The following is a 24,927-nucleotide window of genomic DNA, read 5'->3' as shown; positions in this document are numbered from 1 at the left end:
TTGTAGAGCAATATGCCTTTACGTTAAAAACTTTCTATTTAAGATAAGTAAATAGCAAATGCTATTTTGATTATAAAAGCATTTTACTCATACAGGGAAAACGATAGTTTTACCTCAATAGATATAGTTAAAGTTTAATATTCTTATTCATGATATAAAGACAATCATATTCTGAACGCTATTTCACTCTAGTCACTAATGATTTCATCTAAAACAACTAAAACATTCCCTCAAGAAAAAAGCTTAACAACGACAAATAATCAGATTGAGTGTCACGATCAAAGTATTGCAGGAAAGCACTATATTGTTGATTTCTATGGGGCATCACATTTAACTGATATTAAACAAATTGAAAAAGCCTTGATTGATGCCTCACACATTGCGGGGGCTACTTTGCTGCATATCCATTTACATAAGTTCACCGATGGCGGCGGTATTACCGGTGTCGCTTTATTGGCGGAGTCGCATATTAGCGTACACACCTGGCCAGAAAGAGATTATGCTGCTTTTGATGTCTTTATGTGTGGTGATTCACAGCCAGACAAAGCCATTAGCTTATTAGAAACAGTCTTTCAGCCAAATCGTGTTGAAACGCAAAAAATATTACGTGGGCAACCCTAACTTAGCAGTTTACCCAGTAATTTATTGAGCGCATTAGAAATGCCAATACTTATTCATTTTCAACTCAAAGCAAATGCTGTTTATGAAACGATAAATGCTGTTCAATAAAACTGGCGATAAAATAATAACTATGATCGTAACCCGCCTCTTGTACAAAGTGCAGAGGATACATGGAAGTTTCAGCGGCATTTACTAACGCACTCGGCATTAATTGCTCAGTGAGAAAATCATCATCGCTACCTTGATGAACTAAAGCCGGTATTCTTTGTTGTGCTTTTGCCATTAAGACACTGGCATCATAATCTTGCCAAGTTGTTTCATCACTACCTAAGTAATGAGTAAAAGCTTTTTTACCCCAAGGTGCATTTACCGGGTTGCAAATAGGGCTAAAAGCCGAAACAGATACATACTTATCAGGGTTTCTTAACGCCAAAACTAACGCGCCATGCCCTCCCATTGAATGACCACTAATCGCTCGTTTACTCGTCACAGGAAAATGTGACTCAATCAACTCTGGTAGCTCAGTTAACACATAATCATACATCTGATAATGTTGCTGCCAAGGTGCTTGAGTAGCATTAACATAAAAGCCTGCGCCATGACCAAAATCATAAGCATTATCTTCATCATCTGGCACGTTTTCACCGCGTGGACTGGTATCTGGCGCAACAATCGCCATCCCCAATTCTGCGGCCATTTTTAATGCCCCTGCTTTTTGCATGAAGTTTTCATCTGTGCAAGTTAAACCAGAAAGCCAATAAAGCACGGGGACTTTATTATCTTCACTCGCTTGCGGCGGTAAATAGATTGCAAAACGCATGGCACAGTTTGTACTCTCACTTTGGTGGCTATATTGATAATGGTAACCACCAAAAGTTTTTACCTTACTTAATTCAGTAATCATCACTTACTTATCCATATGAATCACAGTACGAATACTTTTACCTTCATGCATTAAATCGAAGGCTTCATTAATACTATCTAACCCCATGGTATGAGTTATAAAATCATCTAACTTAAATTCACCCGCAAGGTATCGCTCTACATAATCAGGCAATTCACTACGACCTTTAACGCCGCCAAATGCCGTACCACGCCATACTCGGCCTGTTACCAATTGAAATGGTCTGGTCGATATCTCTTGTCCTGCGCCAGCCACACCAATAATAACAGACTCGCCCCAGCCTTTATGACAACACTCCAATGCTGAGCGCATGACATCCACATTACCGATACATTCAAAAGAATAATCAACACCACCGTCAGTCAATTCAACAATCACTTCTTGAATAGGCTTATCGAAATTTTTCGGATTGATACAATCTGTCGCGCCAAGTTTTTTCGCTAATTCAAATTTAGACTCATTAATATCAATGACAAGAATACGACTGGCTTTTGCCATAGCCGCACCGATAACGGCTGACAAACCAATGCCGCCCAATCCAAAAATAGCAACCGTATCTCCCGCCTCAACTTTTGCCGTATTCATTACAGCGCCCATACCAGTAGTGACACCACAACCTAATAAGCACACTTCTTCTAATGGCGCTTGTGGGTTAACTTTTGCTAACGAGATCTCCGGTAATACCGTGTATTCTGAAAAGGTTGAACAGCCCATATAATGATAAATAGGCTTACCGTTTTGATAAAATCGCGTCGTACCATCAGGCATTAAACCTTTACCTTGAGTTTCGCGAATTTTTTGACAAAGGTTAGTTTTACCCGATAAACAAAACTTACACTCTCCACATTCTGGCGTGTATAAAGGAATAACATGATCGCCAACTTGAACACTCGTTACGCCCTCACCTACTTGCTCAACAATACCGCCACCTTCATGACCTAAAATCGTGGGAAATATCCCTTCAGGATCTTCTCCTGATAAGGTAAAGGCGTCGGTATGGCAAACACCTGAAGCGATAATTTTCACTAGTACTTCCCCCGCTTTGGGCAGCATTACATCAACTTCTTCAATGGATAATGGTTGCTTAGGCCCCCAAGCAATAGCGGCTTTTGATTTAATAAACTGAGCAGTCATGGTATTTCCTATAATATTGAACTTGTAGCTATTATATTTGTTTCTTGTTTGTTGATAATATAGCAAAATTGCAAATTACTTTTACACTATGGTAATAATAGATGACTAACATGAAGTGGCAAGGAATTAATGAATTTGTTGAGGTAGCTGAAACAGAAAGCTTTACCTTAGCGGCTAAACAATTAAATATCTCTATTGCTCAAGTAAGTCGACAAGTGAGTGCTTTAGAAAAAAGGCTGCAGATAAAATTACTACAGCGTAGTACCCGCAAAGTATCACTCACTCAAGAAGGGAAAATATTTCACCAGCATTGCCGAGATGTTTTAGACGGTCTTAATGCAGCAGAGCTTGCTGTCACTCAGTTACAAAGCACACCTCAAGGTAAAATAAAACTATCAGCACCGGTAACTTTTGGAGAGCAAAAAATACTCCCTTTAGTGCATGATTTTATTATTGAACACCCGCAAATTGAAGTGAATACTGTGCTTTCCAACACACATGTTAATTTAGTGGAGGAGGGGTTTGATCTGGCCATCAGAACGGGAAATTTAAAGAGTTCAACCTTGATAGCTAAAAAACTAACTGTAAGAGCCACTCATGTTTGTGCATCTCCCGATTATCTAGCCGAGTTTGGCACCCCCATGACTCCCTCTGACTTGAAAGCCCATAACTGTTTATCTGGTGCCAACAATTATTGGCGTTTTAGTGAGCAAAAAAAAGAAAAGAATTGGCGTGTTAGTGGAAGTTTAAGTTGTAATAGTGGTATTGGTTTAGTTGACGCTGCCCTTAAAAATATCGGTATTATTCAGCTGCCGGATTATTATGTGCAGCAATACGTTAACTCAGGAAAGCTAGTCAATTTACTGGAGAAATTTAAAATACCCGATGAAGGGGTTTGGGCAGTCTATCCAGATAAATCTTACTTGCCTGCCAAAACCCGATTATTGGTGGATTATTTAGCTAAGAAGCTATAAATACTTCAGCCAAATAGAATCAGGGTGCTTGGCTTTAAAACTTCGATACCAAACACAAAATGGATAAAGTAGCAGTAACATCACCAAGGTGATCAAGTAAGTTGTTGGAAGGTCCGTGAATTTTTTTAAATCGCCAAAGTTTGCTGTGCCGGTAAGAAATAACCTGTGTACTAAATAGAACATCATCGAGGTTTGACCAAAAACCAACAACACGCCGTTATCTCGGGTACCAATGATTTTTTCCAATCGTATCATCAAAGCTAAAATCACTGCCATTAACCCTAACTCTAAAAACAAATAGCTTGCTGATGGTGGGTACTTACTTACGTGCAACCATTGTTGCCAACTAAAGCCTTCACGGTATAATTGCATATTGCCGTAGCCATTTAAATATCTGATAACGACAAAGGCAACTAATGCTGCACTTCCTAGCAAAAAGAGCAAAGTAGCTGGCTCTAACTTTGTTTTTCCTTGACCGTAATCTAAAATATATCGGCCAAAAACCCAACCAATAATCATCACGGATAACCATGGGACAAAGGCATAGGAAATACTTAAATCTGAAGTGTAATATTTGGCAAAAAACAAGGCAGATATTGGAGATTGACTAGCCACATCAAAATTCCAAAATAGGCTTGTTACCCATTCGCCACCAAAGATCCAAGCAAAGGCAATTATTAATAAAGTGCGACTAGACAGTCGGCGGAAAAATGCCATACACATCATGGCGATGCCAATAGCATATAACACTTGAAAGGTGAGTCTTCCGCCAAAAATAGAAATCAAAGTGGGATCTAAAATAGCAATAAAAGCGCCGCGTAATAGGATATCTTTATCGATGGCTTTACCATCAAAGCCTTTACTTACTTTACGCTCGACACTAATGGCTAACGCTGTACCGGCTAAAAAAACAAAAACAGGAGCGCAAATATGGCTGATCCAGCGAGTGAAGAATTCAAAAGCGGGTAATGGCGTACCAACAATATAGTTTGCCGCAGAATCTTTCGCTAAATGTCCAGAATTATAAGCCATAGACACATGATCAAGCACCATGATGATCATCACAAAGCCACGCATCCAATCGATTGATGCTATCCGTGTTGATTTAGCCATTCTATCCTCCCTAATTGTTTGTTTTATTTTTCTTCTTTATTCCACAACTTCTGATTTGCCTTAGCTGAAAAAAACTCATTGGCATGCCAACATCGAGGTAATAAATCTAACGATTGTCGTTCTTGGTAGTTAGAAGATAACAGTTCAAGAATTTCATTTAAACGATCCTTACTTAAATTTGCTATTTTTTTAGCCATATGCGGAAAATATAAATTATTTCTCTTCTTCACTTCGATGTTATGACCATAACTAATAAAGGTTAATTTCCTGGTTGCAATACGGCATAAGGGCTGCTCAGGAACTGGTGGATAAAGCCTGTTAACAATAGCATACTCATAACAATCACTTTGTTGCCCCGATTCATCCTCCGGCATATAAATAACACCATAGCCTTGAGGGAACATGCCGGTAATTTGATAAAGAGCGTCCACTACTTTTTGACTACAGGCGCCTAACTCGGCATTTTTGTTTACCACTTGAAAAACTTTAGGCAATACTTTGTAGTTATAACTTTCTTTAGTAGAGAAAATAATTGAGGTATAAATTTGCGGTACTTTTAATAAGTTACCTAAACCTTGTTTGGGCTTGACGCTTGATTTAAGCAAGTCTTGAATAAACGCTAATTTGGCTTGTTCATCAATCACAAATTGATCACGCTCTTCTCTTGAGTTACCAACATAACTCATCACTCCCAAACCTTCATTCATATAATTGAGAGTATATTTATAATTCAATTGTAAAAGTTTTTTCCGCTGTTCAATATCCAGTGTTCGGTGAGGGTTTTGACTTTTATCCGCGCCCACTAAAATAGCTTGGGCTTGAGGATGAAAATTTCCTATATCTTGTAATAATGCCGCCATTAACAAAGGTATTTTGATTTGTTCCGTAAAACGTCGTCTAGCTGTGGCATCAAAGTCGGCATAAGCTGTGTCAGGAAATTCATTAATGATACGAGAAATATTTTTATCACTAACATCGTTGTCTAGCAGTAGTCTGTCTAATAAACGAATTGATAAAATGGCTTTATATAAGCTTTTACTTTTTTCGTTATTCTCTGCAACCTTTTTCCCTTCCGTCGGGCTAATTAGCTGAATAGAGCCTAACAGTTGAGCTGATTTTCGATTGGTTTCTTCAAAATCATCTCCCTCTGTGAGTTCAATGATTTCTTGGCATATACTGAGTAAATGGCTGGTACGTTCAGTTTTCTCTAAGTCGTTTAACCTAGATTTATCTTCATTTTGTTGGTCATTATTACCAGCAAAGTTTTGATTATCAAAATAAGCAATTGCACGCTCTAATAAGGAATCTTTAAGCTTACTGCGCCCATAAATTTTTGCGAGTAACGCTTGCACTTGATAGGTAAAATGCGTTTGAAAAGAAGAACTTTTAGCCATGAATATGAAAATGTACTAGGGATAAAAGTTAATGATGCTAGAAAAATCAAAACTAAGCAACATAGTTAACACAGTAGGTTAGTATTTTCCTGATAATTTACCAGCTAAAAACCTAACCTACCTTTAAAATCAAAATAACAGCGCTTAATTAATGCCTTTTATTTTCACTTGCTGTTGCTTATGAGCTAATTGCTGACAAATATTAACTAAGTCTGAATGTAGACCTCCAGCAGTCACATCTCTACCTGCGCCAGGGCCGCGTATAATTAATGGGTTTTCTTGATACCAATGGCTGCTAATTTGAAAAATGTTATCGCAAGGTGTCAAACTCGCAAAAGCATCAGTTTTAGGTAACACTTCCAAACTCACTTGTGCATTAATTTCGCCAGTGCTCTCAACAATTAAACGCGCCACATAGCGAATACAGCAATCTTTAGCTGCAGCATTTGCTAATGCCGTAGCAAAATACTCATCAAGCTCGTTTGCGCGCGTAAGGAAATCAGCTGTACTTAAGTCTTGTAATGCTTGAGGCACTAAATTTTTACAGTCGATATCATCTAATTCTAATTCAAAGCCTGCCATACGAGCTAAAATTAACAGTTTACGCTGAACATCTCGTCCTGATAGATCTTCACGAGGATCTGGTTCGGTTATCCCCTGCTCTAATGCATCGATTAATAACGTTGAGAAAGGCGTTGCGCCATCATAAGTCTCAAACAACCATGATAAGGTTCCTGAAAAAATACCGGCAATAGCAGTAACTTCATCGCCACTATTATTTAAATCATTTATCGCGTAATTTATTGGTAAACCAGCACCTACAGTAGTATTTCCTAGCCATAAACTATTGTTTTCATCAGCAGTGTTCACCAACTGATTGTATTGTTCAGTGCTGGCAGACGCAGCCCACTTATTTGCACCAATAATATGAATACCTTGAGCAAGAAAATCTTGATACAACAAACTAAACTCTTCACTTGGGGTGATATCTACCACAATAAGTTCATCATATGGATGGTTGGTCAGCCAAGACAATAATTGCTGATGAGTATATGTTTGAGCTTCCTCTTTAAATAAAGCTAGCGCTTGTTGTACGTCAAGACCATCATTGTTGATTAATGCTTTTTTCGAAGACAATAAACCCACTAAATGGATGTTCTCTAAACAGTAAACTCGATTTAATTGCGCTGGTAGTAACTCGATAAACCGCTGACCTATATTTCCAAGTCCGGCAACAACGACACCAATATGGCGAGAATCTTTGGTCATATCATGATGAACATTATTTAATAATTCAGTACTACAAGGCTCAGCCAAAATAGCGATGATACTATGATTGTTTTCGCTGGGAATAATACCTATAGGTTGTGCACTCTTTAACGAGCGTTTAAATCTTACTTTAATATCACCACGTTGCGCGACTTTATGACCAACAGTCGCAATAATAGCTACAGGTTGAAATTTGACTTGAATATGTTGGCTTGCGACATACTGACTTAATAATTTTTGCTGATCTTGACGAATAACAAACTGAGCCTGTGAATCATCAACACAAATAGGGGTAAATTCTTGCTTAATTTTAGTAAATAATTCACCCGAAAAGCTATTCGACTGCACTAACAGTAATTCATTTAAATAAGTTACTGAAAGCTCCTGCTTTGCAATTTGACCGAACTTGCCAATTTCAGTACCCACCACTTGTGCATCAAAACTATTTGCCACATGTAAGTGACAGTGATGATTTAAGGTTTCGTTCACTAGCGGGGTTAGTGTTTTTGCATGTAAAACCGGGTTACCTAAACGACCTAATTCTTTAGCGACGCCATTGGGCAAGCGGTGTAACTTCCTCGCACTAGGAACAACTCGAGGATCAGCGCTGTATATGCCATCAACATCCGTCCATAAAGTAACATTTAGCGCTCCAACTAGCGAAGCCATTATAGTGGCTGAATAATCACTGCCATTACGACCTAGCGTACAAGTACGCCCTTGTGAATCTTGACAAATATAACCGGTAATTACGGCTAATTTACCGAACTGTTTTCTTTGTTTAAGGTTAGCAGCACTTAGTCGCTGATCAACACTGCAATTTTGCTCATTATCGATAACCAAAAAATCACGAGCATCAATACTAATACTCGGGCAAACTTTCTCATTCAACAATGCCGATAATAAACGCGCCGACCAGATTTCACCGAAACCTAGAATATCATTATGATGTTCAATTAAATTACCCGTTAGCCAAGTATTCAGCTGTGAAAAATCGTGTTCAAGCGCTAATACTAATTGTTTGGCATAACTAGGCTTTAATAAGTGAGTAATTAATTCCGTTTGTAATAGTTGTAAATTGGCAATGGCGTTAGTTAGCGCTTGCTCATGATTATTGGCTAATTCAGCCTCTTCTTTATCATGAATAGCCTCGCTAGCTAATGAATATAACGCAAACAATTGATCGGTAGTTTTACCATTAGCCGACACCACAACGATGTCATTAAGCTGGCAATTTTGTTGAATAATTTCAACAACACGTAAAATACATTCCGGCGTTGCCAGAGAGCTACCGCCAAATTTGTGTACATGAATAGCATGTTTTGCTAACTGGTTTTCAGCCTGCTCATCTGCGGCTAATTCAAATTGCCAATCATTTGGCTGAGTCACTACTTGCGTCATTATTTTCTCGATTATCTACTATTGCTGACTTTTTGCTAAGCCATTTGCTAAGTCGGCTAAAATATCGTCTATGTCTTCAATACCAATTGAAATTCTCACTAGTGAATTAGTGATACCCGCCGCAAGGCGTGCACTTTCTTCCATACCAGCGTGTGTCATCGTCGGCGGATGACAAATTAAGCTTTCTACGCCACCTAAAGATTGTGCTAACGTGAATAATTCTAAGTTGGCAAATAACTTTTTAACTGATTCTACGCCACCCTTAATATCAAAGCTTAACATAGCGCCAAAACCGGCTTGCTGCTTTTTGGCAATATCGTGTCCGGGATGATCTTCAAAACCGGGAAAATACACCGCATCGACAGCGTTATGATCCTTTAAAAAACTCGCCACTTGCAGAGCATTCTCTTGGTGTTGTTTCATTCTAATCGGTAAGGTTTTTAAGCCTCGTAAAGCTAAAAAGCTATCGAACGCGCTGCCTGTGATGCCAATACAATTTGCCCACCAAGCAAGCTCTTCACCTAATGACTCATCTTTAGTCACTAAAACGCCTCCCACTACATCACTATGGCCATTTATATACTTAGTAGTAGAGTGAAAAACAATGTCTGCACCTAATAGTAATGGTTGCTGTAAAGCTGGCGATAAAAAGGTATTGTCTACTGCAACTAAAGCACCAACGTTATGGCTAGCTTTGGTCACTTCTTCAATATCAACTAAACGCAGTAATGGGTTACTCGGGCTTTCAAGTAAGACTAACTTAGGTCTTTCAGATAATGCCTCTGCGAGCGCCACTGGATCATTTTGATCAACAACAATCAATTTAAATTGGCCGCGTTTTGCTAAATGGGTAAATAAACGAAAACTACCGCCATAACAGTCGTGAGGAATAACGACAGAGTCATCGGTTGACAATAACTGACAAAGTAAATGTACTGCTGACATACCTGTACTAGTTACAATACCGGTACTTCCTTGCTCTAAATCAGCAATGGCCTGTGCGAATGTGGCCCTAGTTGGATTACCAGTACGAGAATAGTCAAATTGACGTTTATCATTAAAACCTTTTAATGAATAAGTACTTGATAAATGAATTGGCGCAACAACAGCACCATGATGCAGATCAGTATTAATGCCTGCTCTCACCGATTTTGTGGTGATATTATTTACCTTAGCATTCGACATATTTTATCCTCAGGTTCATTTATCAGATATAGAATTACATTTCACCAAACACTTTAGATGTTTGGACGTCTATAACTCTAAACACTTTGAATATTTAGGTCAAGATATTTAGACATCTAAACTTCTACTTGACTGAGTTTCTGCAATCAGTAAAATTACCTACTAGAACAAAAAATTATAATTCATACAATTACAACAGAGGAATATACATGGCTCAGTGGAATGACGAATATATTAATCCCTATGCCGAACACGGTAAGAAAAGTGAACAAGTAAAAAAAATCACTGTATCCATTCCTTTGCGTGTATTAAAAGTATTAACCGATGAACGTACCAGACGCCAAGTAAACAACTTGCGTCACGCTACTAATAGTGAGCTTTTATGTGAAGCCTTCTTACATGCGTTCACAGGGCAACCATTACCTGATGATGAGGATCTTGCTAAAGATAACGATGAAAAATTACCAGCAAGTGTCCGTAGAATACTAGAAGAAAAAGGCATTACCGATTTTAGCGCCTATGAAGTAGACGAAGACTAAGCGTCTTTAATTTTTAAACCATTCGCGCAATAAAAAAGCCATGAATATATCAATATTCATGGCTTTTTTATTGCTAATCATTTAATAACTTCGATTACACGTGGTAAGGCTTGCTTAGTCTATGTACCGATTCAATAAAGTGTCCGGCGTGCTCTGGGTTCACATCAGGGTGAATACCATGGCCTAAATTAAAGACATGACCTGTACCGCCTTGTCCAAATCCTGCTAAAATTTTCGCTACTTCTTGCTCAATACGAGGAAGAGGTGCATATAACATAGAAGGGTCCATATTTCCTTGAAGTGCAACCTTGTCACCAACACGTGCTTTGGCATCTTCAATATCAATAGTCCAATCTAATCCCAGTGCATCACAACCTGTTGCGGCAATATCTTCTAACCACATACCGCCATTTTTAGTAAACAAGGTAACTGGAACCTGACGACCGTCAGCATGTCGTGTTAAGCCATCAACAATTTTTGCCATGTATTGCAATGAAAACTCTTTGTAATCTCGTGGTGACAATACACCGCCCCAAGTATCAAAAACCATCACAGATTGTGCACCCGCAGCAATTTGAGCATTAAGGTAAGTGATGACAGAATTAGCTAACTTATCAAGTAATAAATGCAAACTTTGTGGGTCGCTGAACATCATCTTTTTAATCTTGGTGAACGCTTTTGAGCTACCACCTTCAATCATATAAGTTGCCAGTGTCCAAGGGCTGCCTGAAAAACCAATCAGCGGCACTTCACCTTTGAGCTCTTTGCGAATAGTACGTACTGCGTTCATCACATAACCCAGTTCATCTTCTGGATCTGGAATACCTATTTTCTCAATGTCAGCTTTACAGGTAATTGGGTTAGTAAACTTTGGCCCTTCACCCGTTTCAAAATATAAGCCTAACCCCATCGCATCTGGAATAGTTAAAATGTCACTAAATAAAATAGCAGCATCTAACTTAAAACGACGTAAAGGTTGAATTGTAACTTCACAAGCAAACTCGGCATTACGACATAGCGACATAAAGTCACCTGCAGTTGCTCTTAATTCACGATATTCAGGTAAGTAACGACCTGCTTGTCTCATCATCCATACTGGTGTGTAATCGACTGGTTGCTTTAAAAGCGCGCGTAAGTAATTGTCATTTTTCAGTTCGGTCACCAATAAATCCTCTTATATTTGATTTGCGAGATAAAAAATCTCGCCTATTAACTATTATTATCTTTTTAAAAAATGAATAATTTATAATGCTCATTCTAGCATTAGCCGTATGTTGAATCTATGCACTAGATCAAATCCTTTGACACTAGAATTAACTTTGGTCGTTTTTTGTACATGATTACAAAAAAATATTTCAAGGCTGTTACATTTAAGTAACAAACATCAACTCAACTGCAATCAGTCACTTAGCTACAGATTAAGTAAATCAGGACTTTATACGAAAAAAATCGTCGAGTTTATACTCTATTAAAGTTGTTGCAGCAGCAAAAATGCTTTGATATAAAATAGCTGCGCTAGCAAAGAAGCAACGATTAATAATAACAATACTTCTAAAATAACTAATAAGAATCTTGATTAACAAGACCATAAAGCGAGCATTTCAAGCCTTTCTCTTTGAGAAAGGCTTTTTTATTTGGGGATTTAAAAAAGGGCTTTCAGTTTCAGGTAATGGTACTAATAGCAAGCACATTAATTGATGATTCATTTATTAAAAGACGGATCAGGTATGCCTTTATAACAGCTCAAAATATAAGGGAAACCCTCGGTAATGTAATAACCGTAAACGCCATTAACACTCATACCATTACACTCATCTAGGTCGCCATGATCTAATACATACTCATAATCATCACGATAAGTACCATCATAACTGCCACCAGGATTACCGTTATCGTTTGCTCTATTACCACTACGAACTCGATAACTTGAAGTTACTTTCCTTACCGTGCCGTTATCATTAATGTAAGGGCCATAAATAGGATAACCATCCGCAGCAAAACCAACTACGGGCGATTCAGCACTACTGTCATCTTCAGCATAAAAAGCATTTGGCGTGCCATGATAATGATAACTGCCATCGGGTTGAGAATGCGCATTATGAGTATCAACCCTAAAGCCATTGGCACTAAACATCGGGTCATATCGCCAAGGTTGGCTCATGTCATTACAACCTGTTTTACCATCACCGACACCAAAGCAAGCTGCGGCTAATAAATCAACTTTTACACCATTAAGTAGTATGGCATTATCAGTTTGCAAGCTAATAGCTGTTACAGATAAAGCATGGCTAGGAGCTGTTGTGATTTCAAAACTGTTATTCTGGGCACTAACATCATTCGGAAACGCTTGACCACCATCATTAAAGTCATGATTGGGGATATTATTGGTTTGAAAAACACATTTATTATCAACCACTGAAATCACTAAATCACCTTCAAATAAAAGGCCGTTATTAATATCCATCACATTTGATTGGTATTGCTCGACATAATCTGCACAATTACCACTTCGATTAACCATGATAGCGTTAGTTATATCAATAGCTCCTTGAGCAATTTCATTACGGATTTCTAATCCCTGAGTAGATAACTCATGGGTAATAGTGCTATTACTGACTAGTTCCTCCTCACTCTCAGCAACTGACTCGCTAATATCAAAAACGCTTTGGCTACCGTCTTCAAGCTCTATCAATTTATACTGCTCATCACGTACTGCCCAACCAGTAACATTATTACTGACAAATTCACTATAGTTCAGTTGACGTAAGCTAGGCGCGGAGCCATCAAATAAACGGGTAAAATCATAGCTATCATTGAACTGGCTTAAACTACTCCCAGCAAGATTCGCTATTGAAGTAAAAAAATCAGTGGTATTGATTAGAGCGGCTTCTCGCTCATTCATGCGAGTAATACCGTAGCCAGAGGCAACCATAGGCACTCTAACACCTCCTTCATATAAAGTTGCCTTATGGTGACCTTGTGTAAATACAGAGTGATCTATAACAGCCGCTGGAGTGCCATTATCACCAACATAAATAATAACCGTCTTGGCACGATCGTCATCAGTCATTGACGCTAACAAACGACCTATTTCTGAGTCCATGGCTTCAATCATAGCTAAATAATATTCACGCTTATTGGCATTTATGTCTGCTGCTGTGCCTGTCAAGTCGGTGCGGTCATGCAAGTGTTCGGGAGGAAGATGAAAAGGTGAGTGAGGAGCCACATAAGATAACCATAAAAACCACGGAGTATTTTGCTGATTTTGCTCACCAAGCCAAGTAATGGCGAGATCCGTCATTTTTGTTGTGTGGTATTCATTACTATTTGATTGAACACCATCTTCTGTCAGAGGCCAATCATAATAATCATCAATAGTCCCTTTTATGGTACCAGCAAAATAATCAACACCGCTTTTTGTCGGGTGATCTAAATCTGGGTTTGCTCCTCCTAAATGCCACTTACCAATGACAGCTGTTTGATAGTTACTACTCACCGTTTGAGATTTTATATAACGCTGTAATGTTTGTGTCTCTGTCGACATAGCAGCGGGAACGTGGTCAATACCACTATTCACGCCATATTGCCCAGTAATAAGAGTACCGCGAGTAGTTGTACAAGCAGGAGTTGCCCATACATTATCAAAAATAATGCCCTGCTCAGCTAAAGTATTTAACGTTGGTGTATTAGGTGTGTCAGATGAATAGGAATACTGTGACGAGGCATCAACACCTTGATCATCTGCGATAATTAACAATATATTGGGTGAACTATCATCTGGCTGTGTTGGCGTTTCTTCAGGCGTGTCAGGAATCGTAACCTCTGGAATTACAGTGCTAGCCTCTTCAGCACTGTCTCCACCGCCACCACAAGAAATTAACAACAAAGTTAGTAATATCGCCAATGCGTTTTTGATTATCATGATAATTTTTACTTTATAATGTCTTATTTCAGCAAGTATAAAGTAAAAAATTACTGGCTAGTGTAAAGGAAGAGTAAAGATTAAAAATAAATTTATTGGTGCTTTTCAATTTTTGCTAGGTTATGAATATCTGCAATATGTAGCTTAACGCAGTTACGGCCACTTGCTTTAGCATGATATAAAGCTTGATCGGCAAGAGAAATTAATTGTTGCCAATCAATGTACTTTCCTTGGCTAGTCGCCACACCAAAACTTGCAGTTACAGCAAGCTCTGCTCCTCCCTCAAAACAAAACACAGGTTGTGCTATTTTATCTCGTAACTTTTCAGCGATAATCATCGCAGTTTCGGTATCCGTATCAGGTAATAACAAAGTAAACTCTTCGCCGCCATAACGCGCCAAAATATCATATTGCCTGAGGCTTTTTTTTAACCTTGCACTAAATTCTTGTAAAACTTTATCCCCTACTTGATGACCATATTGATCATTAACTTGCTTGAATAAATCGATATCCATAATGATTACAGATATTGGCGTATCCTCTGGCTGAGCACGCAAAACACTTTTTGTGGCAAACTCATCAAATGCACGGCGATTATATATATTAGTTAAAGAGTCAATGGTAGCTTGAACCGCTAATTTTTTAGCTAATTGCTGACTGGCACTTATCGTTAATGAAAAGCAGCTACTAATAGTGACAAGCTGCATAGCTAGTAATGAAAATGCATGGATAGTTCCAGCATCCATAAAATTAGTTAGCGGCACTTCCGTAAAGGTAAAATGAACTCTTATTAAAAAGATAATTGCACATATGATAAATGCACCGCCGAGAAAACGAATAAAAATTAACCCCTTGTGCTTTTTATAGGTTAAAACCACCGCCCCTGCGAAAAGTGATAACCCAGAAAGCATAATACTCACAATGATAATTCGAATATTGGTGTGTTCTTGAACATAGGTAAAATATAGAAAAGCAAGAGTCATTAAAAATAGTGATAACACCGATATTTGAACAAAGATGCGCTTTTCATACTTTAAAAAGCGCAGAACACCTAAAATTAACAAACTATAGCCACCAACAATGACTAAGTTGGCAACAATAATAGAGAAAAAGTCAGATATATATTGACGTAGGCCGAGTAAAATAAAACCAAAAGCAATAAAAAAATAACTGTAACCTAGTGCTTTAAACCCTCGAAAAGAAGGGTGTATTCGAGCAAAAACTAACGAGCCAATGCCAAGAAACAAACCTAACAATAGATTTGTCACTGCTAAAGTTCTTATGTCTAATCCTTCCATCTTCACATCAAGGTTTCTACAACTTCAGTTAACTATAGCTCAAATTTCATACAAACCTGTACATATAGCCAAAGCCTCATAAGCTTGATTATTAATTATTTGCTAAAAAAACATTATCCGTATAAATTTCTTTTACTAACAAATTTTCGAGAAAATAAATGAATAAGCCACAACGTGATATCACCCTAAGATTTCTAGCGGAGCCACAAGATGTAAATTTTGGTGGAAAAGTACATGGTGGTGCCGTTATGAAATGGATAGATTTAGCGGCCTATGCCTGTGCAGCCGGTTGGAGTGGTCGCTACTGTGTCACTGCTTATGCTGGTGGCATACGTTTTGTTGCTCCAATTCACGTTGGCAGTTTGGTTGAAGTTGAAGCTAAGGTAATTTATACCGGTAACTCTTCAATGCATATTGCTTTAGAAGTTAACGCTTGTGACCCTAAATCCCTTAATCGCCGTTTAACAACACACTGCATTGTGATCATGGTTGCGGTTGATCAAAACGGTCAATCTGAACAAGTACCACAATGGGCTCCTGAAACAGAAGCGGATAAAAAACAGCATGATACTGCGGTAAGATTAATGGAAATGCGCAAACAAATTGGCGATGAGATGCAAATTTTTGTTGAGTAAGTCAATATGATGAAATCGTTATTTGGGTATTTAATATTGATGCTTGCCATGCTATTCATCAGCTCTCCAAGCTTTGCCTTAGGTAAGCTTGGTCATCAAGTTGTCTGTCAATTAGCCTTTGATAATTTAGCGAGCAAACAGCAAGCAAAGCTTCAACAATTACTGACTCAAATTCCAAAAAACCATCAAGATTTAATAAATCATTACACCTACCAGAAAAAAGGCAAAGCAATCACCTTTGCCAATGCCTGTACTTGGGCTGATGCAATCAAGCGTGTTGAAAAATTTACCCAATATGCGAGTTGGCATTATATGAATGTGCCGAGAAATCATGGCAAGATTAAGGCTAACGACTGTAAAGAAAACTGCCTGCCACAGGCTATTTTAACACATCAGCAATTATTAAAAGTTGGCGCTAATGGCTGGCAACAAACCCAAGCATTATTATTTCTATCTCATTGGTTAGGAGATATACATCAACCTCTACATGTCAGCTTCGCTAGTGATTTAGGAGGAAACCAAGTTAAATTAAGTCATTTATCAACTAAGTGCAGCAACTTACATTGGTACTGGGATGACTGTATTTTGTATCGAGGTAAACAAAGTAAAAGCAAATGGTTAACCTTAATAGCAACAAGATGGCCTAATATTTCAGTGCCGAATTGGCAGCCCAACCAAGTTTGGCAATGGGCTGATGAATCTTTTCAACTCGTTAAAGGGGCTGATTTTCACTATTGTCAGATGGATGCTCAAGAAACTTGTCAAAAGCCTACACAAAAAGTTAATTTACCAGACGATTACTTAACGACACATCAACAGGTAATGGAGCAACAACTGCTCTTAGCTTCGAAACGTTTAACCAAAATATTACAAGCATCATTGTAAGCTCATACAAAAATAAACTTATACCCGTTTCATTAATGTGGTGAACTACTTTAACTAATAGAAATGTTCACTTAGTTAGTAAGATTGGAATTAATCAAGTTTGTTTTTCGCCGCAATCCATTGTGCCATATACTTAGTGCTTTTGTGATGATGATGATTCAACATAGCACCAATAAAATTACCCTGTCTATGCTTGTTTAAACTTGATAAAAGTGTAGTTATCTTAAGCGAAAAATCAGCAAGATGTTGTTCTTTATCAAATAACTGCTGCGCATTTTCAGGACCTAAATCACTATAATTCTGCCAACTCTCCGCATCCAGATAAACGTTAACCGCAGCATCTGCTATATCCTGACTGGTGTTCGCAATTAACCCTGGCCATGCTAAATGTGTTTCCATGCCTTCTGAGCCAACATCGGTAGTTACCGACGGAGTCGCACATAACATAGCTTCAGCGAGTTTTCCTTTGATGCCAGCGCCAAAACGCAATGGTGCTAAACATACACGTGCTGACTGCATAGCATGTTCGGCATTATCCACCCAACCTTTCACTAAAAAACCTGACTTTTCATCATGCAAATCTGTCACTTTAGGTGGAGGATATGCACCACAGATTGAAATTTCAGCGTCGGGTAATTGCTTGCGAATTAGCGGCCAGATCTGTTGTTTTAACCACAGTACTGAATCCCAGTTAGGGGGATGACGAAAGTTACCAATAGATATAAAACCATTTCGCTGCTCACGAGACGGGTTAGTTTTCTTAAATTGCTTAGCTTCAAAAATAAATGGTAGGTAATATAATAAACTTTCATCAACTTTGAATACGCGCGTTAATATCTCTATTTCTTTTGGTGAGATCATGATCGAAATATCGCAACGAAAAATAGCGGCAATTTCACGTTTAGCTAATTCTGAAGTCAATAAATCCTCTTCACAAATAGTTGTATTCTTTTTATGTGCATCGTGTCTTGCATGACGTAAACAAAATAAATCTTCGGTATCTAATAGCCGTAATGCGTTAGGACATTGCTCAGTTATCCGCCAACCAAATTGTTCTTCCATCATAAAGCGATCAAACATAACTACATCTGGCTGTAATGCCGCAGCAAATTCATCAAAGCTTTCGCAATTTAACTTAATATCAACACAATCAATATCAATGCCTATTAAGTCAACCATATGCTCGGTTCTGAGCGCCGTACAAGCAAAGGTAACTTGATAACTTTGTTGTTGAAACAATTGAATTAATTGCAGCATGCGACTACCTGCCGCTGATGAATTTGGCTCAGGCCATACCCAACCGATAATAAGGAGTTTTTTCATAGTATTTTATACCAATCGGATTAATACCGTGCATTGATGCTAATGAATTACATCATAGCATCGAAATACATCACCTGAATTGAACAAAAAAGCCATTAGCAACTTAATGCCAATGGCTTTCCTTAAACTGATTACCTTAAAGGGTAACTAGGGCCTATTTACTTCTCAGCAGAAGGCTGCTCGCCTACTTCTGGAGCTGGCTCAGGTTTTTGAATTTCTAATAATTCAATTTCAAACTCTAATACCGAGTTTCCAGGGATACGTGGCGGGTTGCCATTTGGTCCGTATGCTAAATCAGATGGGATAGTGAACTTATACTTTGACCCAACAGACATTAGTTGAACGCCTTCGGTCCATCCTTTAATCACGCGGTTAAGTGGGAAAACTGCTGGCTCACCACGATCATAAGAGCTATCAAAAGTCTCTCCATTTAAGAAAGTACCTTTATAATGAACGGTTACTGTGTCAGTTGCTGCTGGCTTTTCACCTTCAGCTTCAGTAATAACTACATACTGAATACCAGAATCAGTCACGGTAACGCCTTCTTTCGCCGCATTATCGTCTAAGAATTTTTGACCTTCAGCTAAACTTGCTTCAGAAGCTAATACCGCGGCTTCTTGCTGTTTAGTTTTCATGGTTTGCTCTAAGCTCATTAATAATGCTTGAATCTCTTCTTGTTCTAGAGTCGCTTTATCATTAATGCTTTCAACAAATCCGCGTATAATTAATTCTTTTTCTAAAACAACACCTAGTTTCTCTTGTTCAACTAAGTTACGTTGCATATTCATGCCAATATATGCACCTAAGCCATATGCTTGTTTTTGCGTTTCAGTTTCTAAAACCGCCGCTTGGCTATCAACGCTAGCCGCTTCTTCTTTAGTACTTTCTTGACAAGCAGCAACACTAAGTAATGCAACAGCCACTAATGTGGGTTTAAAAAATTTCATTTATATCTCCGTTAACAAATCACAATTGGAGAACTCCCCAATCCATAGCTTGATTCTTATTTAGTAAAAAAATCACTAAACAAAATTAAAAAACGCCTTATACTAACTAGAACTAACAAGAAATGCCAAGATAAAAAAGTATAAATATGTCGCTTAATTATTCAAAAAATAAAAAAAGTCAATTTTGCACTTTAATGGGAGTGTTAAAACCCTTTGCCCTTGCTTTATTTGTCGTTGCTTGTAGCCCTGCATCAGAGAAACCATTACAACGTTTTGAACACGCTGTAGAAGGTAGTTATGCTGGAGATATCTCAAACGATGGTAAATGGAGTGTTATCTCTTCCATTCATCATGGGATCAGCGTCTGGGATATAGAAAAAAATGCCTTAACGTATCAATGGAGTCAAAAACAGAATAACAGTGATAATTTAGTTTTAGCTATCGATATTAGTGATACTAACAGCCATGCACTAACAGCAAGTCGTGAAAATTTTGCTTTATGGAATATGAAAACAGGTCAATCTGAAGGTTATTGGAAAGTTCGCGAATCAAATATTCGTGATATTGCCGTCAGTAACAATGGTGACTACATACTCATTGGCAAAGGTAATGGTACTGTCGTTCATGTTGCAGTAGATACTGGACGTCGCTTAGAGTTTTTAGGGCATAAAGAAAAAATAAATAGTGTCGATATGATGCCAAATGGCAGAGTAGCCATATCTGGTGCCAATGACTTTATCGCTTATGTGTGGGATACCAATTCAGGACAAGTTATTTATCAATTTAATCACACTAGTCGAGTGTCTAAGGTCGCGCTAGACCCATTAGGTCGCTTTGCTTTTTCAGCCGATAGTATGAGATCTGCACACATTTGGGATTTAAAAACAGGTAAACTTGTCACAACATTAAAAGGGACTAAGCGCCATGAAGTGTTTAGTTCGGCACGTTTCTCTCCCGATGGCAAAACACTCGTTACAGGCGCTGCTAGTAGTAAAGTCAGTTTATGGGATTTAAACACAGGTAAACGTACTGCAAGCTGGCATGTAACACCAAAAGAAGCTAAAAGACCCACCGGCGCAGTTGTGTATAGCCTAGCTTTTAGCGATAATAATACTCTATTAACCGAAAGCTCTTCGGGCTATGCTGAATTATGGCAAATCCCCAAGAAAGTAAATTAAATGTCACCACAAAAAACTACCGAAAACACCATCAGCATTCTTGAAGAACGCATCGACGCACTAGAGTCTCGCAACCTTTTCCAAGATGATGTTATTGAACAACTCAGTGAAGAGTTGGCGATACATCAGGTACAAATAGCGGAATTAAAAGAGCAAATTCAATTGGTGGCTAATCGATTAAAAGATGCTGGCAGCTTATCGTCTAATAAAGATGAAATTGAGCCGCCACCACCGCATTATTAAATGAATTAAACGTTATTGAAATTAATATTCATCAGCTTTCTTTAGTTTGATGAATGTTAATTTGACACTTATTCCCCTCGAAATTCCATTGGGTAATAACATTGCTTTCATCGACTTCAAAAGACGTTTGGCACCAATAATGGTTTGTTAAACGGTTGCCTTGAACATCACTAGAATTAGTAATATATCCTCCACCAGTGGAAACGCTAGAGCCTGCAGGTGAATTAATGGGTGAGTGAATTGCTGCTGACCAATTAGGTCTAGAGTATGAGTTTAATCGACGATAAACATAAACAGTATTACCTTGCTCTGATTGAAAAGAGCTTTCTGGATAGCCCCAAGCATCAACTAATTCAACCATATTATGGCCTACCCAAGCACTTAAATCTTCCTCATAATCCTGAGTATTGGTACAAGCACTTGCACCGAATATAAATAAAAATATCATTGATATACGAACTATCATGTCTCTCTCCTTGTGAATTCATAGTTACGGTTTATTAACATAGCATGCAAGTTAATAAAACTCTACTTTGTGCATAAAATGTTCGAATAGTGGTGTGTTCACCTTCAAAGACAGTATATTTAAGGTTTAAACACGCCAATCACTTGTTCATGCTGACGCACCACTTCATCTACTTGCGGCTCACTTTGAGTCATTTGTTCACCACAGCTAACACAGGTAACTTTCTCAACACCATCTTCTTTAGTCAGTGCCATGGTGTCTTTAGCATTACATTTAGGACATGTGGCACCAGCAATAAATCTTTTTTTCACTCTCTTTTTCACAGTAATTATCTCATCAGGGAAAATATAGTTTATTTACGTTATTTTACCTTGAACTCCCCCCCAAGGAAAAGCGACAATAAGGGGTTAATTTTTTCATCTTTCATATTTAGGGTATTTTCTTGATCACTGCAACCGATTTAAGCTTAGATAGAGGAGCAAAAAACCTCATTAAGGCATCAAGCTTCACCATTCATCCAAACCACAAAGTGGGTCTAGTGGGAAGTAATGGTTGTGGTAAATCCTCACTCTTCGCAGCACTTTTAGGAGACTTATCTCCAGATGCTGGTGATTTGAGCATGCCAAGTAGTTGGGACATAGCGACCGTAAAACAGGAAACGCCAGCACTTGAGCAGTCTGCTTTAGACTATGTTATTGATGGTGATAGAGAATTTCGTCAACTTGAACAACAACTTGAACAAGCACGCACTAGTGAAAATGGTAATTTAGAAGCTATTTTAATTAATAAAATAGATGCCATTAACGGCTATAGCTTACCAGCACGAGCCGGTGAGTTACTGCACGGTTTAGGTTTTTTACAGCATCAATTAGCAAGTCCAGTAAAAGACTTCTCTGGCGGTTGGCGCATGCGTTTAAATTTGGCGCAAGCATTAATCAGTCGTGCTGATTTATTATTACTGGATGAACCTACCAACCATTTAGATTTAGATGCTGTTATTTGGTTGCAACGTTGGTTAAAACGCTTCACAGGTACATTAGTATTGATTTCTCATGATCGAGATTTTCTTGATACAGTTATCGGCCAAATACTGCATATTGAACACCAACGAGCTAAACTTTACAGCGGCAATTATACCGCTTTTGAACGGCAAAGAGCAGAGCATTTGGCTCAACAAGAAGTGCAGTACCAAAAGCAACAAAAAGAAGCGGCTCATTTAACCGCTTTTGTTGATAGATTTCGCGCAAAAGCGAGTAAAGCGAAACAAGCACAAAGCCGATTAAAACGTCTAGAAAAGTTGCCTAATTTAGCACCAGCACACGTTGATAGTCAGTTTACTTTCAGCTTTGAAGAACCTGAAAGTCTGCCTTATCCGTTATTATCGTTAACTGAAAGTCAGTGTGGTTATGGCGCTGAAACAATTATCCTTGATGATGTTGGTTTAACACTCGTTCCTGGCAGTCGCATCGGTTTGTTAGGGAGAAATGGTGCAGGTAAATCAACATTGATCAAATCTCTAGCTGGTGATATTGCGCTACTTAGTGGTGATAGGTATTGCGCCCAAGAATTAAAAATAGGTTATTTTTCTCAGCATCAACTTGAACAATTACACTTTGGCTCTAGCCCTGTAGATCATATTATTCGTGCTAAACCAAGCTTAGGCGAGCCTCAAGCTAGAAGTTTTTTAGGTCGATTTGGCTTTAGTGGCGATCAAGCCTTAGACAAAGTTGATACTATGTCAGGGGGCGAGAAAGCGCGATTGGTATTGGCCTTAATAGTCTTAGAAAAGCCTCAATTATTACTACTTGATGAACCAACTAACCACCTAGATTTAGAAATGCGTCAAGCGTTAGTCATGGCACTTCAAGATTTCAGTGGTGCCATCATTTTAATTGCCCATGATAGATTTTTACTCGAGTCTTGTGTTGATGAATTCTATTTAGTCGCCAATGGTAAAGTAAGTGATTTTAGTGGCGATATAGATGATTATCAACAATGGTTAAATGATGATAAAAAACAATCTGTCAGTAGTAATAAAAGTAGTTCAACTGTTACGGATAAAGGCTTAGATAAAAAACAATTACGACAGCAACAAGCTGAACTACGAAAAAAATCCGCTCCCCTTCGTAAAAAAGCCGATCAATTAGAAAAGAAAATTCATCAATGGCAAACCGAATTGGCTAGTGTAGAAGAGTTGCTCAGCGATAGTGGTATATATCAAAGCGAACGTAAAAGAGAGCTAACTGAAAACCTCAAGCTACAAGGTAGCTTAAAAGATAAATTAGAAGAAAATGAAATGCTTTGGTTAGAGTTAGCCGAACAAATTGAAGAAATAATGGCAGCTAACGAATAAAACCAAGTTCAACTCTTAAACCTCGACTAAGAGGAATTCAGGTTAGATAAATAATTCCGTCAATTTAAGCTACACTATAGTTGACGTTATTCAAAAACTAAATGAGAACAAATTATGCATACAAAAATAATAGTATTGGTTTTTTTATTACTGAGCAGTTTTTCATTCTTAAGCCAAGCAAATGACTTGGAATTAGGTATATATGAGTTAAATAGAGGTGAATTTATCGCCGCTATTGAACAATTTAGGCCTCTTGTGGCTGAAGGATATGCCCCAGCTCAATATCAAATGGGGGTTGTATATAAAGAAGGTTTTGGCGTACCAAAAGATGGCATGAAAGCCTTAGAATTATTTCAATTATCTGCAGCGCAAAACTACTCTGATGCACAGTTCGAGCTAGCGTTAATCTATACCGAAGGAAAACTAGTCAAACAAGATTTAAAGAAAGCTTATCAGTTAACTTTTAAAGCAGCCAAAAAAGAGCTCGCCAGTGCCCAATTTAATTTAGCGGTAATGTATGCCAATGGTACGGGAGTCAAGCAAGATGATTTTAAAGCTTCTCGTTGGTATCAAGCTGCTGCAAATCAAAATTACGCACTAGCTCAGTATAATTTAGCGTTACTATATAGCGAAGGAAAAGGCGTAGAAAAAAGTACTGAAATGTCATATGTGTGGAATACCATCGCCGCCTGGAATGGTTACCCTAATGCTGAGAAAAGCCTTATTCTTGATGAGCGTCAATTATCCTCGGTAAAAAAAGAAAGTGGCTATGAAAAAGCCAATCAAATATACAAAAAAATCATGGAACAAGAGAAATTAAAAGCAAAAATGGCCGAAAATAAAAACGTCTATTGATCTAAATCACCTTCCCACTTTGCGAGACTCCTTATAATAACCCTAGTTTAATTATAAGGAGTCAATTATGAACTTTTTCTCTATGCTAGCTAACGATCCTGTCGTCATGTTTTCCTTCGGTGGTTTAGCCATTGTTTTAGCTATCTGCGTTTTCTATGTGTTCTACTTTATCAAGCATATTCAAGAAGATAAGAAGTAGAATTAATTCGCTTGTAATTTGAGCGAAAATCGGGCGCCTTTGCTATACTTTTACCCATTAGTCACTATATCAATTGATGTATCGACTAT

23 protein-coding genes are annotated in these 24,927 nt (G+C 38.1%); 10 read left to right on the top strand and 13 right to left on the bottom strand.

Annotated features, from left to right (window positions below):
* The first annotated feature begins 198 nt into the window (after positions 1-198).
* The gene (speD, locus tag AC27IF_RS00630) at positions 199-621 is read left to right on the top strand and encodes an adenosylmethionine decarboxylase (protein WP_487051149.1); all 423 of its coding nucleotides are present in this window, start codon (positions 199-201) and stop codon (positions 619-621) included.
* 64 nt (positions 622-685) lie between these two features.
* Here the strand turns inward: speD and fghA are convergent, their stop codons facing one another.
* Together fghA and AC27IF_RS00620 are read right to left on the bottom strand one after the other, a co-directional pair.
* A complete protein-coding gene (gene fghA, locus AC27IF_RS00625) occupies positions 686-1,528 on the bottom strand; it encodes an S-formylglutathione hydrolase (protein ID WP_487051147.1) in 843 nt (280 codons plus the stop codon).
* Positions 1,529-2,659, bottom strand: coding sequence for an S-(hydroxymethyl)glutathione dehydrogenase/class III alcohol dehydrogenase (locus tag AC27IF_RS00620; protein WP_487051145.1), 1,131 nt, complete (start codon positions 2,657-2,659; stop codon positions 1,529-1,531). It lies immediately after the preceding gene.
* 110 nt (positions 2,660-2,769) lie between these two features.
* Here AC27IF_RS00620 and AC27IF_RS00615 point away from each other — a divergent pair, with 110 nt between their 5' ends.
* The gene (locus tag AC27IF_RS00615; protein ID WP_487052193.1) at positions 2,770-3,633 is read left to right on the top strand and encodes a LysR family transcriptional regulator; all 864 of its coding nucleotides are present in this window, start codon (positions 2,770-2,772) and stop codon (positions 3,631-3,633) included.
* Here AC27IF_RS00615 and AC27IF_RS00610 read toward each other — a convergent pair.
* The 4 genes from AC27IF_RS00610 to metB form a co-directional block, all read right to left on the bottom strand.
* Positions 3,628-4,746, bottom strand: coding sequence for an acetyltransferase domain-containing protein (locus AC27IF_RS00610; protein ID WP_487051143.1), 1,119 nt, complete (start codon positions 4,744-4,746; stop codon positions 3,628-3,630). The genes AC27IF_RS00615 and AC27IF_RS00610 overlap by 6 nt on opposite strands.
* Positions 4,747-4,769: 23 nt before the next feature.
* Complete coding sequence (locus tag AC27IF_RS00605) at positions 4,770-6,140, bottom strand: hypothetical protein (RefSeq protein WP_487051141.1); 1,371 nt, start codon at positions 6,138-6,140, stop codon at positions 4,770-4,772.
* Between the two features lie 144 nt (positions 6,141-6,284).
* On the bottom strand, positions 6,285-8,810 hold the full coding sequence (metL, locus tag AC27IF_RS00600) for a bifunctional aspartate kinase/homoserine dehydrogenase II (RefSeq protein WP_487051139.1): 2,526 nt from the start codon (positions 8,808-8,810) through the stop codon (positions 6,285-6,287).
* A gap of 18 nt (positions 8,811-8,828) precedes the next feature.
* Positions 8,829-9,995, bottom strand: a complete 1,167-nt coding sequence (gene metB / locus AC27IF_RS00595; protein ID WP_487051137.1) for a cystathionine gamma-synthase — start codon at positions 9,993-9,995, stop codon at positions 8,829-8,831.
* Between the two features lie 209 nt (positions 9,996-10,204).
* Between metB and metJ the strand changes: the two genes are divergently transcribed.
* A complete protein-coding gene (metJ, locus tag AC27IF_RS00590; protein WP_487051135.1) occupies positions 10,205-10,534 on the top strand; it encodes a met regulon transcriptional regulator MetJ in 330 nt (109 codons plus the stop codon).
* Between the two features lie 94 nt (positions 10,535-10,628).
* Here metJ and hemE read toward each other — a convergent pair whose 3' ends face one another.
* The 3 genes from hemE to AC27IF_RS00575 all read right to left on the bottom strand — a co-directional run bounded on the left by hemE (position 10,629) and on the right by AC27IF_RS00575 (position 15,724).
* Entirely contained in the window at positions 10,629-11,696 is a 1,068-nt protein-coding gene (hemE, locus tag AC27IF_RS00585) for a uroporphyrinogen decarboxylase (RefSeq protein ID WP_487051133.1), read from the bottom strand.
* 540 nt (positions 11,697-12,236) lie between these two features.
* Entirely contained in the window at positions 12,237-14,456 is a 2,220-nt protein-coding gene (locus AC27IF_RS00580; RefSeq protein WP_487051131.1) for a YHYH protein, read from the bottom strand.
* 92 nt (positions 14,457-14,548) lie between these two features.
* Positions 14,549-15,724 carry a GGDEF domain-containing protein gene (locus AC27IF_RS00575; RefSeq protein WP_487051129.1) on the bottom strand — a complete coding sequence of 392 codons (1,176 nt, stop codon included), beginning with the start codon at positions 15,722-15,724 and terminating at the stop codon, positions 14,549-14,551.
* Positions 15,725-15,912: 188 nt separating this feature from the next.
* Between AC27IF_RS00575 and AC27IF_RS00570 the strand changes: the two genes are divergently transcribed.
* Entirely contained in the window at positions 15,913-16,389 is a 477-nt protein-coding gene (locus AC27IF_RS00570) for an acyl-CoA thioesterase (RefSeq protein ID WP_487051127.1), read from the top strand.
* 6 nt (positions 16,390-16,395) lie between these two features.
* Positions 16,396-17,274, top strand: a complete 879-nt coding sequence (locus tag AC27IF_RS00565) for a S1/P1 nuclease (protein ID WP_487051125.1) — start codon at positions 16,396-16,398, stop codon at positions 17,272-17,274.
* 90 nt (positions 17,275-17,364) lie between these two features.
* Here AC27IF_RS00565 and AC27IF_RS00560 read toward each other — a convergent pair whose 3' ends face one another.
* Positions 17,365-18,597: a glycosyltransferase gene (locus tag AC27IF_RS00560; RefSeq protein WP_487051123.1), complete on the bottom strand. Its 1,233-nt coding sequence runs from the start codon at positions 18,595-18,597 to the stop codon at positions 17,365-17,367.
* 158 nt (positions 18,598-18,755) lie between these two features.
* Positions 18,756-19,544, bottom strand: a complete 789-nt coding sequence (locus tag AC27IF_RS00555) for an FKBP-type peptidyl-prolyl cis-trans isomerase (RefSeq protein WP_487051121.1) — start codon at positions 19,542-19,544, stop codon at positions 18,756-18,758.
* Positions 19,545-19,690: 146 nt separating this feature from the next.
* Here AC27IF_RS00555 and AC27IF_RS00550 point away from each other — a divergent pair, with 146 nt between their 5' ends.
* Both AC27IF_RS00550 and AC27IF_RS00545 read left to right on the top strand, forming a co-directional pair.
* Entirely contained in the window at positions 19,691-20,722 is a 1,032-nt protein-coding gene (locus tag AC27IF_RS00550; RefSeq protein WP_487051119.1) for a WD40 repeat domain-containing protein, read from the top strand.
* The gene (locus AC27IF_RS00545) at positions 20,723-20,965 is read left to right on the top strand and encodes a SlyX family protein (protein WP_487051117.1); all 243 of its coding nucleotides are present in this window, start codon (positions 20,723-20,725) and stop codon (positions 20,963-20,965) included.
* Positions 20,966-20,996: 31 nt separating this feature from the next.
* Here the strand turns inward: AC27IF_RS00545 and AC27IF_RS00540 are convergent, their stop codons facing one another.
* Together AC27IF_RS00540 and AC27IF_RS00535 are read right to left on the bottom strand one after the other, a co-directional pair.
* Entirely contained in the window at positions 20,997-21,431 is a 435-nt protein-coding gene (locus tag AC27IF_RS00540) for a hypothetical protein (protein WP_487051115.1), read from the bottom strand.
* Positions 21,432-21,550: 119 nt separating this feature from the next.
* Complete coding sequence (locus AC27IF_RS00535) at positions 21,551-21,754, bottom strand: YheV family putative zinc ribbon protein (protein WP_487051113.1); 204 nt, start codon at positions 21,752-21,754, stop codon at positions 21,551-21,553.
* A 119-nt stretch (positions 21,755-21,873) separates the two neighbouring features.
* Here AC27IF_RS00535 and AC27IF_RS00530 point away from each other — a divergent pair, with 119 nt between their 5' ends.
* From AC27IF_RS00530 to AC27IF_RS00520, 3 genes are all read left to right on the top strand, one after another.
* Positions 21,874-23,784, top strand: coding sequence for an ATP-binding cassette domain-containing protein (locus AC27IF_RS00530; RefSeq protein WP_487051111.1), 1,911 nt, complete (start codon positions 21,874-21,876; stop codon positions 23,782-23,784).
* Between the two features lie 114 nt (positions 23,785-23,898).
* Positions 23,899-24,639, top strand: a complete 741-nt coding sequence (locus tag AC27IF_RS00525; RefSeq protein ID WP_487051110.1) for a tetratricopeptide repeat protein — start codon at positions 23,899-23,901, stop codon at positions 24,637-24,639.
* Between the two features lie 67 nt (positions 24,640-24,706).
* Complete coding sequence (locus AC27IF_RS00520) at positions 24,707-24,838, top strand: hypothetical protein (protein ID WP_487051108.1); 132 nt, start codon at positions 24,707-24,709, stop codon at positions 24,836-24,838.
* Positions 24,839-24,927 lie beyond the last annotated feature (89 nt).

This window comes from Colwellia sp. KS18-150, assembly GCF_057551365.1.
Note: the sequence above shows the minus strand (reverse complement) of the source record. Positions and strands in the feature narration are given on the sequence as shown.

What these genes read in the sequence shown, in the direction of transcription:
- speD (WP_487051149.1), top strand. Translation starts at nt 199, where the DNA reads ATGATTTCATCTAAAACAACTAAAACATTCCCTCAAGAAAAAAGCTTA.
- AC27IF_RS00620 (WP_487051145.1), bottom strand. Translation starts at nt 2,659, where the DNA reads ATGACTGCTCAGTTTATTAAATCAAAAGCCGCTATTGCTTGGGGGCCT.
- AC27IF_RS00615 (WP_487052193.1), top strand. Translation starts at nt 2,770, where the DNA reads ATGAAGTGGCAAGGAATTAATGAATTTGTTGAGGTAGCTGAAACAGAA.
- AC27IF_RS00610 (WP_487051143.1), bottom strand. Translation starts at nt 4,746, where the DNA reads ATGGCTAAATCAACACGGATAGCATCAATCGATTGGATGCGTGGCTTT.
- AC27IF_RS00605 (WP_487051141.1), bottom strand. Translation starts at nt 6,140, where the DNA reads ATGGCTAAAAGTTCTTCTTTTCAAACGCATTTTACCTATCAAGTGCAA.
- metL (WP_487051139.1), bottom strand. Translation starts at nt 8,810, where the DNA reads ATGACGCAAGTAGTGACTCAGCCAAATGATTGGCAATTTGAATTAGCC.
- metB (WP_487051137.1), bottom strand. Translation starts at nt 9,995, where the DNA reads ATGTCGAATGCTAAGGTAAATAATATCACCACAAAATCGGTGAGAGCA.
- metJ (WP_487051135.1), top strand. Translation starts at nt 10,205, where the DNA reads ATGGCTCAGTGGAATGACGAATATATTAATCCCTATGCCGAACACGGT.
- AC27IF_RS00580 (WP_487051131.1), bottom strand. Translation starts at nt 14,456, where the DNA reads ATGATAATCAAAAACGCATTGGCGATATTACTAACTTTGTTGTTAATT.
- AC27IF_RS00570 (WP_487051127.1), top strand. Translation starts at nt 15,913, where the DNA reads ATGAATAAGCCACAACGTGATATCACCCTAAGATTTCTAGCGGAGCCA.
- AC27IF_RS00565 (WP_487051125.1), top strand. Translation starts at nt 16,396, where the DNA reads ATGATGAAATCGTTATTTGGGTATTTAATATTGATGCTTGCCATGCTA.
- AC27IF_RS00560 (WP_487051123.1), bottom strand. Translation starts at nt 18,597, where the DNA reads ATGAAAAAACTCCTTATTATCGGTTGGGTATGGCCTGAGCCAAATTCA.
- AC27IF_RS00555 (WP_487051121.1), bottom strand. Translation starts at nt 19,544, where the DNA reads ATGAAATTTTTTAAACCCACATTAGTGGCTGTTGCATTACTTAGTGTT.
- AC27IF_RS00550 (WP_487051119.1), top strand. Translation starts at nt 19,691, where the DNA reads ATGTCGCTTAATTATTCAAAAAATAAAAAAAGTCAATTTTGCACTTTA.
- AC27IF_RS00545 (WP_487051117.1), top strand. Translation starts at nt 20,723, where the DNA reads ATGTCACCACAAAAAACTACCGAAAACACCATCAGCATTCTTGAAGAA.
- AC27IF_RS00540 (WP_487051115.1), bottom strand. Translation starts at nt 21,431, where the DNA reads ATGATAGTTCGTATATCAATGATATTTTTATTTATATTCGGTGCAAGT.
- AC27IF_RS00525 (WP_487051110.1), top strand. Translation starts at nt 23,899, where the DNA reads ATGCATACAAAAATAATAGTATTGGTTTTTTTATTACTGAGCAGTTTT.
- AC27IF_RS00520 (WP_487051108.1), top strand. Translation starts at nt 24,707, where the DNA reads ATGAACTTTTTCTCTATGCTAGCTAACGATCCTGTCGTCATGTTTTCC.